The sequence below is a fragment of the Leadbetterella byssophila DSM 17132 genome, from assembly GCF_000166395.1.
Classification (GTDB): Bacteria; Bacteroidota; Bacteroidia; order Cytophagales; family Spirosomataceae; genus Leadbetterella; species Leadbetterella byssophila.
In genome coordinates this window covers 2487319-2500560 of record NC_014655.1, presented here as the reverse complement: position 1 = coordinate 2500560, position 13242 = coordinate 2487319, and the positions used below count along the sequence as shown (strand labels likewise).

8 protein-coding genes are annotated in these 13242 nt (G+C 41.4%); 5 read left to right on the top strand and 3 right to left on the bottom strand.

Translation table 11 applies throughout. From position 1 onward, the window contains the following. Positions 1-17 precede the first annotated feature (17 nt). Complete coding sequence (locus tag LBYS_RS11390) at positions 18-410, top strand: Dabb family protein (protein ID WP_013409006.1); 393 nt, start codon at positions 18-20, stop codon at positions 408-410. On the opposite strand, the gene rnhB is transcribed toward LBYS_RS11390, so the two are convergent. Further along, complete coding sequence (gene rnhB, locus LBYS_RS11385) at positions 400-978, bottom strand: ribonuclease HII (RefSeq protein ID WP_013409005.1); 579 nt, start codon at positions 976-978, stop codon at positions 400-402. The two genes, LBYS_RS11390 and rnhB, sit on opposite strands and share 11 nt — an antisense overlap. Continuing rightward, the gene (locus tag LBYS_RS11380) at positions 972-1625 is read right to left on the bottom strand and encodes a phosphatidylserine decarboxylase family protein (protein ID WP_013409004.1); all 654 of its coding nucleotides are present in this window, start codon (positions 1623-1625) and stop codon (positions 972-974) included. The genes rnhB and LBYS_RS11380 overlap by 7 nt, the downstream gene beginning before the upstream one ends. A 39-nt stretch (positions 1626-1664) precedes the next feature. Between LBYS_RS11380 and LBYS_RS11375 the strand changes: the two genes are divergently transcribed. The 4 genes from LBYS_RS11375 to tamL all read left to right on the top strand — a co-directional run bounded on the left by LBYS_RS11375 (position 1665) and on the right by tamL (position 12122). After that, positions 1665-4172, top strand: coding sequence for a tetratricopeptide repeat protein (locus LBYS_RS11375; RefSeq protein ID WP_013409003.1), 2508 nt, complete (start codon positions 1665-1667; stop codon positions 4170-4172). A gap of 54 nt (positions 4173-4226) precedes the next feature. Further along, entirely contained in the window at positions 4227-4910 is a 684-nt protein-coding gene (locus tag LBYS_RS11370) for a porin family protein (RefSeq protein WP_013409002.1), read from the top strand. Positions 4911-5040: 130 nt separating this feature from the next. After that, positions 5041-9825, top strand: coding sequence for a translocation/assembly module TamB domain-containing protein (locus tag LBYS_RS11365; RefSeq protein ID WP_013409001.1), 4785 nt, complete (start codon positions 5041-5043; stop codon positions 9823-9825). Further along, positions 9822-12122, top strand: coding sequence for a translocation and assembly module lipoprotein TamL (gene tamL, locus LBYS_RS11360; protein WP_013409000.1), 2301 nt, complete (start codon positions 9822-9824; stop codon positions 12120-12122). The genes LBYS_RS11365 and tamL overlap by 4 nt, the downstream gene beginning before the upstream one ends. Here tamL and LBYS_RS11355 read toward each other — a convergent pair. Next, complete coding sequence (locus LBYS_RS11355) at positions 12119-13105, bottom strand: ribonucleotide-diphosphate reductase subunit beta (RefSeq protein WP_013408999.1); 987 nt, start codon at positions 13103-13105, stop codon at positions 12119-12121. The two genes, tamL and LBYS_RS11355, sit on opposite strands and share 4 nt — an antisense overlap. Positions 13106-13242 lie beyond the last annotated feature (137 nt).

Genomic DNA, 13242 nt, shown 5'->3' with positions numbered 1-13242 from the left:
GAAACCAAATATTAGCTATGAATAGACGCGATTTCGTGGGCGGTTTGGCCCTTTCAAGAGGTCTTCTAACGGCTTGTGGAGCTCCAAAAAATGAAGCATCCTTAGGAGGTGTTTTACATTATGTACTTTTCTGGTTGAGGGAAGATTTGACAGAAAAGGAAGTGGAAGATTTTGTGGCCTTTTTTGAAGAGCTGAGGAAGATACCTGAAATAAAGACCCTGAATTACGGTAGACCGGCAGCTACGAACCCTAGACCGGTGGTAGATAATTCCTTTTCTTATAACCTGATAGTGACCTTTGATTCACTTAAGGAAGTAGGGGTTTATGAAAATCATCCTATTCACCTGGAAGCCATCAAGAATTTCTCTCATTTTTGGACCAAAGTGGTAGTTCACGACACTACACTTTAACCCGGAAAGTCATACGATGGTAGGGGGTAAACCCGTGCTCCTGTATGGCTTTTCTATGAAAAATGGTGGGATAGCCGGCATTGGCTTCCCATTTGTATTGAGGATATTCCTGAGAAAGGATCTCCATGATCTCGTCCCTATAGGTTTTAGCTAGGATGGAGGCTGCAGCTATGTTCATGAACTTTGCGTCGCCTTTCACTATACAGGTATGAGGAATCAGAGGGTAAGGGGAGAATCTATTTCCGTCTATGAGCAGGTGGTCAGGCCTAGTGCTCAATTGCTCTATGGCTCTGTGCATGGCTAGAAAGCTAGCCTGTAATATGTTTATCTTGTCAATCTCTTCGTGAGAAGCTTGGCCTACGGCGAAGGCCACAGCGATATTCTCTATCTCTGTTCTGAGTTGGTTCCTATCCTCCTTGCTGAGCTGTTTGGAATCATTCAACCATTCATTCTCATAACCAGGAGGAAGAATGACGGCGGCGGCAACTACCGGACCGGCTAAACATCCTCTGCCGGCTTCATCGACTCCGGCTTCAATACATGAGGAATTATAGCAAGGTCTTAGCATAGTTCAGCGATGACGGTTTCACCTCCTACGGGTTTATCGCCGATCTTCACGTTTATTTTTGCATCCAATGGAAGGTAAAGATCAATTCTTGAACCAAATTTGATGAAGCCAAATTCTTGACCTTGGGTAACGACCGTTCCTTTGTCCACGTACCAACAAATGCGGCGGGCCAAGGCACCGGCAATCTGTCTAAATAACACCTCGGTGCCGTTTTCATGCTTCGTCACTATAGTGGTACGTTCATTATCTGTACTACTCTTAGGATGCCAAGCTACCAAGTATTTACCCGGATGGTATTTGAAGTAAGAAACAATCCCCGAAAGCGGATTGAAGTTAATATGTACATTCAACGGTGACATGAATATAGACACCTGAATACGCTTGTCATTAAAATATTCTGTCTCCATAACCTCCTCGATAACTACCACTTTACCATCAGCCGGAGCAATGATGTGCTGTGGGTTTATTGGGGTTTTTCTTGTAGGTTTGCGGAAGAATTGTAGGACTATCAAAAAGAATAAGGCACTGAAGATCCATAAAATATTTTGGACAAGATCTGATGCATAGAACCATGCAATAGCGTTAATAGCTGCAAGGGCGATTATAGTGATCAGCAGGGTTCCTGTACCTTCTTTATGTATAGTCATAGATGTTTCTTTTTCGCGACAAATATACTAAGAGAATTGATGAAAGAAGATTGGATTTTCTGGGGAAACTGGTCAAAAAAGGAAAAGATCCTATTTTTTGCCTTCTTTCTGTGTTTAATAGGTCTTATTGCATACACCTTTTTTCTAAAGTCAAAGGGGCTGGAGAATGTGGTTCACTGGGATGTAGTGTCAGTGTTGAGGGAAAAATTAGTTCAAACTCCGGCTTTATACTGGGATAAGTTTTCTTTCTCTTCCACTGCACCTCTGTGGTACGTGAATGAATATTACTCGCCTTCTACTATCCAACTTTCACCTGTACTTAGTTATATCTATTTAGCTGCTCTACTGCTAGGGACCAGCTTAATCCTAAATGGTCTTTCCCGCTTACGAGGGGTTTGGTTTTTGGTAGGAGCTCTGTTATTAGGTGGGGTTTTAGTGGCTGTCCGACCGGAAAATTTGTTCTTGACAGCACACCGTTGGCCTTTTTTAGTGGCTTTTACCATTTGTGGACTAACCTACTATTTCACGCATAATGCCGCTAAGAGCCTGAATGTTTTTAAAACTTTGGGCATATGGATAGGAGTATGGATTCTGCTTGTTCTTGTTTGCCTGAAGTTTTCAGTGATTAATGTGCCTGTGGTTGCATTGAGTCATTATGGAGTAAGCATAGGCGTTCTTCTCAGCATGCTCTTCATGTTTTTGTGTGCGCATGAGATAGTTTCTGCTCTGCTTAGCATAGTCTCTGACAGGGCGGTAAAAGAGAAAAGTAGCTTGATGGAAGTCCTGATCATGGGATTGGTATTCCTTTTTAATGCCCTACTGGTGTATTTGGAGAACTCGAACAGGATCAGTACAGGGTCTTATATCCCACCGGCATTCTTGGTATTTGTTAGTAATGGCTTGTTGGGTATTTGGGGTTTCAGAAAATTGTCGGAACAGAAAGAATGGTTCACCTATCTAGGAGTAGGCCTCTGGGTCTATCTAGGATTGTTTTTGGTTAGTTTAGGAACCTGGGCTTTTGCTTATGGCACGTATAATACTCCTTTGATAGAATTTTTAGAAGATTTTGCCAGCATTTCCGCAGTAGCGGGAGGGGGAGTATTCTTGACCTATTCGCTACTGAACTTTTGGCCCTTGATCAAAGGAGGACTTCCTTTTCATAAGGTCATATATAAGCCGCCGTTCTTATCCTTTATTATTGCCCGAGTGGCTGCCTTGTTTGTGATTTTCTTCCTATTTGCCTTAAAGAGTCAATATTCTCTTTATCAGTTCAAGTCAGGATTGCATAATGCCATAGGAGATTTCTATGAGTTGGAAGGAGATTTTCGTTCGGCAGAAACCTATTACAAAAGTGCTGCAGGTTTTGATGCTTATAATCAAAAGTCGAATCTGGCATTAGCCTCCCTTTCTGTGAAGGCAAAAGATGATGTAAATGCTGTGATTTATTATAGACAAGCAGGAGAAAAGCAGCCGAACTTAGCTAGTATTTTAGGTCTTAGCCAATATTTAGATGCTCAGGATTTCTATTTTGATGCTTTGTTCCAATTAAAAGAGGGAACGAAGCTGTTTCCTCAAGAGCATAAACTTTATACGAATCTCGCACATTTACAGGAACGTGCTGGGGTGATGGATTCCGTCTTGGTAAATATTAATCAGGCCATGGACTTATGTCCTAAATGTGCACCTGAGAATGCCAATTTCCTGGCTTTTTGGATAGCAAACGGAAAGCCTGAAAAATGGGAAGAGATGAGCGCCTTAAGCAAAGGGGGTGAAGGATATAGTGTCAAAGCTAACCGAGCCGCTATGGCTAGAGTAATAGGGGAAGAGCTGGATTTATCAGATTTTAGATTAGAAAAGGATTCCCTACTTGATGTCAGTAGAGCCGCCTATCTTTTGAATTCCCTGAGTCACGGATTTACTAAGAATGAAAAGGTGACTGCTGAGGAAGTTAGGAAGATTCAACAGAAAAACGAAGAGTACTTTGAGCCTTTATCATGGGCTTATGCTATGCAAAAATACTATAGAGAGGATAAGTTAGACGGGATCAAGGCCATGAGGACATTGGGCGACAGTCCATCAAAAATGGCACCGGTGTATAAACAGAACCTGGGCATGTGGTTGATGAATGAAGGTGCTTATACGAAAGCCATTGAATTTCTGAAATCTTCTGGTGATGAATCTTCGGCAGCTCTGTTGAATACTCCAGAGATAAGAATAAAAGTGGATTCTGCTTTACGTGGACAGTCGGAAAGCTTAGCTCCCACATTAGAAGCAGTGAAGAAAGCGCCTTTAAATCCTTATGTATTGGTGAAGACGGCGGATGCTTTAAGTAAGGAAGGAAGAAAACTAGATGCCTACAATTTGATTTTCTATGCTTTAGAATTTCAGCCGGATTCACCTTTGCTTTGGAGGACTTATGTTCAGAAGGCTCTTGATCTTTCTATGAAAGCGTATGCGGAAGAAGGCTTGGAAAACGGTAGCCCCTATCTTTCACAGGACGAAATCATGGCATTAAGAGAGAAAATTCAGAGATTAACAATGCCTTAACAATACTTTTGCCTACTCTTTTCGTCTAAAGTGTATAGACATTAAACATAAAAGATGAAAAGCATTTTAAAAGTGGCGATTGCCCTGGTTTTGACTACCGGAGCGGCTCAGGCACAAGGTATTAACATTGGTGCAAAAGGATCCTTAAACCTTACAAACATTCCTAAATTTACCGTAATTGAAAGTTTAGGTCAGGACCTAAAATACATGGCAACGGGTGGAGGCGCTCTCTTCGCTGAGATTCCTTTGGATGCAAATTTTAGCTTCCGTCCGGAGATAGCTTATAACAGAAGAGGTGGGAAGTTAGAGGGATTGAATCTAGGCTCGGGGACTATCGGGCAGATCATTGGGAATTTAGCTAATGCACGTCTGAATCTGGACTATATAGATATACCGCTCCTATTTAAATATAACATTTCTACTGAAGGAGAAGGTTCCCCATACGTGGTAGCCGGTCCGTCATTAGGCTTTATGGTGGGACATACCATGAGTAATTCCATCCTAGGATTGATAGACTTGAACTACAATGTAAACATGAACTTCAAGAACTTTGACTTAGGAGGAGTAGTTGGCCTAGGATATGAAATGCCTTTAAACGGCAAAATGAAAGGTTTTGTAGAAGCTACCTATAGACAAGGCTTCTTAAATGCAGTGGACAATTTCGGTCCGGTGAAGGTGGATAGCAAAACCAGCAACTTCGGAATTTCAGCCGGAGTGAGCTTTCCTGTAGGTAAATAAGTAATAGTAATGCATGGATTAGAGAAAGGCCATTGGCTTTTCTCTAATTTTTTTATTTATATTAGGCAGGAAAGCTCATTTTACCTTCGTTAATAGATTGGTTCATATATTTGTGCAATAATTCCTCTTTATGACAGGAAGCTCCATACGAAAAACACTCAAGGTCTTCGGCATCAGTATTTTGGTGATCCTGGGAGCAATGGTGGCTATCCTGCTCTACTTTAATTCTACACCCGGTCAGAAGAAGTTGAGCGATTTAATCTTTAATGGATTGTCCAAAAAGATAGGGACTCCCATTGAAGGAAGGTTAAGTTTTTCTCTGCCGGATTGGGTTCAATTAGATCAATTACTTATTAGGGACTTGTCTAATGACACCCTAGTATATGCCCAGCGCGCTCACTTAGATGTAGCTCTGATGAAACTGCTGCATAATGAGCTCTATATTGAACAAGTAGAATTAGAGAACGCCGTTGTAAAACTCAAAAAGAAGGATGAGGCTTTTAACTTCGACTTTATTCTGAATGCTTTTGCCTCTGAACCTACACCTAAGGATACCAATAGCTCTTCTTTAAAGATTAATCTGACAGGCGTGGATTTGAAATCCATTAAGGTGGATTATGATGATCAGGATTCCGGTCAAAGGTTCCTCGTCCATCTGGGCCTTCTAAATACCGGTTTTGATGTCTTGGATCTGGAAAAGAGTAGGTTTGACCTAAAACCGCTTCTAGTGGAAAACCTCTATGTACAAGGTAGTTTAGGCCAAAGCTCTACGGATACCAGCTCCTCTGGAGTACTTCCTGATATCCGACTAAAAACCATTGACGCTAAGAACCTAAACTGGAACTTTGACTTAGGAGAACAGCTAACCAAGGGACAAAATGTAGCCCTGCATTTGGAACCTAAAGATATCAATCTGCCTCAACTAGAAGTGGATGTGAAAGCCCTTAACGCTGGCTTTGATGCCATAAGTTTTGCGCAGAAAAACCCTCAGAGGGTTCCTCAAGGAGAAATCAACTATTCTGATTTGGAGCTGACAAAAGGCAGTATAGACCTAGAAAACGTAGTTTACAGCGAAGGAAACCTGGCTCTGGAAGTAAAAGAGCTGAAAGTCGAAGAAAAGAGTGGATTAGCAGTCAAACATCTGGAGGGTAAAGTGGCTTTAAAAGGCCAGGATGGGGGAGTGGAAGGCTTAGTTCTTGAAACGAATAGATCACTCCTTAAGGCAAATGGCACCTTTGTATTAGATACTGCTAACTTCCAAAAGACCCAATTTGATGTAGTCATTCCGGAATTGAAGGTGGCGGTTGCAGATGCCTTTTACTTTGCTTCATCTCTTAAACAAACCTTGCCTAAATCACATCAGGATTATCTGACGGGAAAAGGTAGGATTACAGGTACTCCTGAAAAATTGAATTTGAACCATGTGTATCTGACCGCAAGTTCAGATACCCGAGTGACAGTTAACGGAAGCTTGAGTTTTGGGGAGGTCTTTGGTATGGATCTGGCTATCAAAGATTTCTCAACCCATCCCGGTGACCTGGCAAAATATGTAACTCTTCCGGATAGTATGAGATTACCTAACCTCATGGTGCTGAACGGAAAAGTAAAAGGAACGTTAGAGGATCTAAAGGCAGATGCTTATCTTAATTCCACGTATGGGGGTGCCCGGCTGAACGCTTACCTAAAGAATCTTTCTAAAACTCCAAGTTATGGGGGCTCTGCTTATATAGAAAACTTTGGTGTAGGACAACTGATCCAAAATCCTCAACTGGGAAATATCAGTGCATTGGTAAATTTTGAGGGTTCAGGATTTGAAAATCCCAACGTAAAATTTGATGGGAAGGTAGAAGAAGCTTCCTGGGCGGGACAAGTATATCAAAACTTAAGTCTAGACGGAACTTTAGCAAATCAATTGGTTGATGCCAAAGCTCAGTTGGATGACCCCAAAGCACGTTTGAGTCTGGATGCCCAAGTGGATATGCGTCAAGAGGCCATATTGCTAACAGGAAATGCAGATGTTAAACATCTGGATTTAAAAGCACTTGGCATCACAGAAGATAGGATCTACCTCAAAGGGAATTTTGATATCAATAGGTTAGTAGCCGACTTGAAAAAGCCATTCATAGATTTCAAGGGAACACAAATACAAGTTTCCACAGATTCCACACAGTTCCCAATTGGTGAGTTGAGTGTGTTAACAGAATATGGAGAACTGGATAAGAGACTGGATTTGAAAGGCGAATTCGTAAATCTTTCTCTTTCCGGTAATTTTGAATACGATAGGTTAGCGGACATTCTCAAGAATGAGGTTAATAAGTACTTTAAACTCCCAGATTTTACTCCTCCTTCTGATAGTTTGGCTTATTATTTCGATATCAATGGTACGGTAGAATATGATCCTGTTATCTCCGTTTTTGTACCGGGAATCAGGGATTTTAAACCTATTACCATCAACTCTGCTTTGCGCTCTGAAGGTGACTTACCATTTACAGGATTGCTTAAAGTGCCTTACCTGGTGTATGATTCCATACATGTGGTCAATACTACCTTTGAGTTCAAAGGAAACGGTACTCAGTTAGATTACGAGTTACTCTCTGATCAAATCTCAAATCCTTCTTTCCGTCTCAGGAAGGCGGATCTGCATGGACGTTTAAAGAATAATGCGGCAAGTTTTGACTTGTCTGTGAAAGACAGTCTGGATACAGAAATTCACTCATTGGCAGGGCTTCTGGAAAGTGATGGGAAAAAAGTCAGGTTGAGTTTTGATGAGACCGGAAGTAAGCTCTTTTATGAAGAATGGGGGGGGAACCCTTATGGTTATATAGATTATTCACCTGAAGGCCTATATGTAGATAACATAGTATTCTCCTCAGGAAGTCAAGTGTTAAGGATAAATAGTACAGCGGAGGCAACTAATGCTCCTTTAGCCATCTTTGCGGAAAATCTGGATCTGAACTTCTTGTCTAGGGCCATTTTGCAGGATTCATTGTTGGTTTCAGGTTATCTGGATCTAGATTTAGAAGTCAGCCAATACATGGGTGAAGGTAACTTGGCTTTTGTTGGCGAAGCGGAAATCGAAGACTTCCATTTTAATCAGGTAGTGCTGGGTGATCTAAAAGCCAAAGCTGAGAGTGATAATTTGGAGACCATTACTGTAAACGCTACCCTGGCAGGTTCGAATAATGAGTTTGAATTAAGAGGGAAATATTATAGCCAAAGGAAGGAAGCGCTGGACTTTGTCTTAGATATGGGTGGATTAGACTTGCATGCCGTAGAGCCCTTCTTAAAAGATATAGCCTATGACATGAAAGGGGCTATCCTAGGGGAGATAAGTATCAAGGGAGAGGTGTCTAAGCCAGATGTCAACGGTACTTTAGCTTTTAATAATGCAGAATTAAGAATAAAAGAAACGGCAGGTCTTCTGAAGATTGATCAGCAAAAACTAGAGCTTACTCAATCCCGCCTCAGATTTGAGGACTTCGTGGTGAAGGATGCTAAAGACCAGCCTATGACCATTAACGGAAGCGTAGACTTTTCCGGTTTGCCAGTGTTTAGATACAATTTGGACATAAGTACAGATAACTTCCTGATAGCACAGTCAGAAAGAGGACAAAGTGAGTTGTTCTATGGAACTGCGTATTTGGACAGTAAATTGAATATCCGAGGTAGAAACGCTGAATTCAGAATAACAGGTGATATTACCTCCAGAGAGGGAACAAACTTGACGCTACTCTTACCGGATGAAAGTGTAGGTGAAGACCTGAATGCTGTGGTGACCTTTGTGGATTTTAAACATCCTGAGAAGAATAAAAAGGAAAGTACAGAGACACAGTTGTCTTTAGCGAATGCATTAAATGTAAACATTAATGTAGACCAAAAGACCACCATAAATATGCTGATGAATCCTATTACGGGAGACATGTTAACGGCTTCCGGTAATGGTAAGTTGAACATTGGTTTTGATAATGCCGGTGAGCTCTTCATTATAGGTAATCTGCAGATCAGTAGCGGTAGTTATGAATTGACTTTCCAAACCATCAAGAAGCGTTTTGAGATCACGGAAAGCAGCCGAAGTAGTATTTCATTTGCCGGAGATCCAACCAAAGGAATCATGGATATCACGGCGGAATATAAGGTACCGGGTAGAAAGGATGTGAGTACATATCCTGGACTAGATGATGTCAAGGAAAAGGTTTTTGCGGATGTAAGAGTGGATCTGGTTCTTAAAGGGGAGGTTTTAAATCTTTCTGATGTAGATTTTCAAATTGTAGCCAAAGAGAACGAGGTGGCTTCCATAGCTGAAGACTTAAAAGGTCAAGGGTGGAGTATAGTCAATGACAGAGGCGAAAAGAAATCTGATTCCGAAGGGGCAGTTACCGCAGCGAATAAAGAGATGTTGAAGCAGAATGCAATCATGTTATTAGTGGCAGGTAGCTTCTCCATGGACCAAATTTTAGACAGCTTTACCTCTTCTTCCGGTGCAGGGTATGAGGATTTAGCCCGAAGAAATGTGAGTCAGATCATTTCTTCCCAACTGGAACGGTATGCCTCTGGTTTGATCAAAGGGGTGGACTTGAACGTAGGTTTACAATCTTCAGGAGGGGCTACTACGGATGGTAGCGATAGGAGTACGAACCTGAATTTAGGGGTGAGTAAGAAGTTGGCTAATGACCGCCTCATCTTTTCCGTAGGTAAAAACTTTGAATTAGAGAACAAGGAATTACAAAGTGACGAGATCTTTGATAATGTGGAGGCCAACTGGCTCATCAGTACGGATGGTCGATATAGATTAAAAGTATTCCGGAAAAACCGAAACCAAACGGCCGTGGAAGGATCTGTGATAGAAACCGGTTTAGGTTTTATCATAGCCATCGACTATGATACCTGGAGGGAATTGATGAAAAGAAAGAAATGAGGAAACTACTGCTCTTAATCCTATTTGTTCAGGTCTTTCAAGCCTGTAAAGTAGCGGACAAGATCCCGCCGCAGAAACGCTTGTATGGAGGAGCGGAAGTAAAAGTGGTGAAGCATGACAGTTTGAAAGGCGGAGAAGTTCCTGAGTTTAAGACAATCTTAGAAGATGCTACCCGCCCGTCTCCCAATACCATGCTTTTTGGTTACCCTTATAAAGTAGCCTTTAATTATTGGTTAGGACCAAAGAAGAAGGACAAAGGGTTTAAAGAGTGGTTTAGAAAGCGTCTAGGCGAAGAACCTGTATTTATAGATTCTTATTTGGTAGATCAAAATGTACTTAACCTTCAATCCATACTGCATTCTTACGGTTATTTTGATGGAAGGGTTTCCGGAGATCTGGAAGAGAAGAATGTATTAGGCTTCGCAAAATATCAAGTGGAGCCGAATGAGCGTTACCAGATAGATTCAGTGATCATTGATCCACCTTCAGAAGGGGATTTCAATGAGGATTTCCTAAGTTTTTCTCAACATTTTAAATTTCCGAAGTACTTTGACCTCCAAAAAATCAAGGAAGAAAGGCAGGAGATGTATAATTCCATGAGGAATATGGGGTACTATTATTTCCGACCTGAATACATCAATATTCAAATAGATTCTAATCGTGCCGGCACCCGACTAAGTGCTAAAGTTGCACCCCGAGAGCATATTCCCACTACGGCGAAGAAGAGATATCAGATCAATAACATCTATGTGAACATAGATAAACCTACAGTCATCAATAGACGAGACAGTTCCTCTTTTGACTTCTTTAGAGGTTTGATTCTGGATGACCCTAATAAGAAGTATAAGGAGAAGATTTTCCTAGATGCCATTGCCTTCCGTCCAGGGGTATTGTACAATAATGATGCGGTATCTGTAACCTCAAACCGGCTATTAAGTTTAGGGAATTTCCGCTCCATTCAAAGCCAGTTTACGGTGGTGAACCGCTTAGACTCCACCTTGATAGACGTATATTATAATCTTCAGACCAATAAGAAAAAGACCATCAATTTTGAGACAAACGCCTTGAGCCGCTCCAGTGGTTTGGCGGGTACTCAGGTGAGTCTGAGTTGGAAGAACATCAATACTTTTAAGGGCGCTGAACGGATAGAAGTGGGGGTGAATGGCAACTTCGAGTTTCAGTTGGGCGGTAAAAGAGTAGACACCGAATACAATGAAAACTATAGGACGGGAGCTTGGACTACTTTGCAGTTTCCACGATTTATAGCACCTTGGATCAAGATTGACCCTGAGAATTCTAAGGTATTACCCAGAACTTTATTGAGGATATCTTACGAAAACTTTATTAAGAGAGGCTTGTATGATTTGAACTCTGCAAGTGCAGAATGGGGTTATGCCTGGACCAGAGGTAGAGGGATAGAACATGCATTTAAACCGTTCAAATTCACCTTTGTAAAATCTTCTAACCTAACACCAGCATTTGTGGAGGAGATCTTTTTGAATCCACAACTTTTGGAAATCCTGAATAACAACTTGATTATAGGATCCGGGTATGAGATTGTGATTACGCCTACCAGTAGGAAGAAGAGTACCTTCAGTTATAGAGGAGGAGTAGATGCTGCCGGAACCTTGTTGACTCTCTTTGATAAGTTGAAAAAAGATGAGTCAAAAAGAGGAGAGTTTTTTGGGGAGCTATATAGTCAGTTTGTAAGGGTGGAGAATGAGGTGCGGTATAGGTATGAACTTTCTAGAGATGTATCTTGGGCAAACCGTGCTATTGTGGGTATTGGTGCACCTTACGGGAATTCCTATACTCTGCCCTTCGTGAATCAGTTTTTTGTGGGGGGAAATAACTCTTTAAGAGCTTTCCGTGCCAGAGGGGTAGGTCCGGGAACGTATACCACGGAAGGTAAGTCAAACGCAGAGAAGTTTGTAGCCACAAATACGGGGGATATTAAGATAGAGTTTAATACGGAGTTAAGGTATAAACTGAACAGCCTGTTTAGTACTGCATTCTTTGTGGATGCGGGTAATATATGGATGTTTAAGGATCCTTACATCTATGATGAAGGGGCAGTGTTTTCCAAGAACTTTATGAAGGAATTGGCTGTAGGGGGTGGGATAGGCTTCCGACTAGATTTTGGCATCTTCGTGTTCCGAATAGATGTGGCCACACCTTTCCGGAAGCCTTGGTTAGAGGAATCAAACCGCTGGGTATTTGATCAGATGAGTTTAAAGAGCAAAGAATGGCGTAGGGAAAACATCATCTGGAACTTTGCCGTTGGTTTACCATTCTAAAAATCTTCATCCAGAGAGAAGTTCATCTTGTCTTTGTCAGCAGTCACCCCTGCCTTTTGATATTCTCCTACACGCTTCTCGAAGAAGTTGGTTTTTCCTTGAAGAGAGATCAAGTCCATGAAATCAAAAGGGTTAGTGGCATTGTATACCTTCTTAAGATTCAAGGATTCTAGCAAGTGATCCGCCACAAACTCAATGTACTGACACATTTGCGGAGCATTCATGCCTATCAGTGAAACAGGAAGGGCGTCAGAGACAAACTCCTTCTCTATTTCTACGGCGTCTTTAATGATGGTGTAAACCTGTTCTTCAGGTAGTTTGTTTACAATATACTTGGTATATAGAAGGCAGGCGAAATCACGGTGCAGACCTTCGTCTCTGGAAATTAATTCATTAGAGAAGGTCAGCCCCGGCATAAGTCCTCTTTTCTTTAGCCAAAAGATGGAACAAAAGGATCCGGAGAAGAAAATTCCTTCCACGGCAGCAAAGGCTATCAGTCTTTCAATGAAGGTACCTTGCTCTATCCAGCGTATAGCCCAATCCGCCTTTTTCTTTACACAAGGGATGGTCTCAATGGCATTCAGCATCCGCTGTCTTTCAGTGGTATCTTTGATATAAGTATCAATGAGAAGGGAGTAGGTTTCAGCATGAATGTTTTCTATCATGATTTGGAAACCATAGAAGCATTTGGCTTCTGCGTATTGTACATTTGAAAGAAATCCTACCGCAAGGTTTTCGTTTACAATTCCATCAGATGCAGCAAAGAAGGCTAAGACATGAGAGATAAAATGTCTTTCTCCGTCATTCAGTGAGGCCCAGTCTTTATGGTCTTGAGAAAGGTCTAATTCTTCTGCTGTCCAGAATGAGGCTTCTGCTTTTTTATAGAATTCCCAAATGTCATTGTGTTTGATAGGAAAGATAACAAAGCGTGTTGGATCATCCATGAGCAGAGGTTCAATCTGCCGTAATTCTTCATCTGTCATCGGGTGAGAGTGTTTAAGGTTAAGTACTATGGCATCTAAAATAAGGACTTTGGCTTAAAATGAAAAATATTATTTTCCTCGGAGTAGCTTTATCGGCACAATTATTGGATTACGGGAAATTTCATCTAATATTGAAA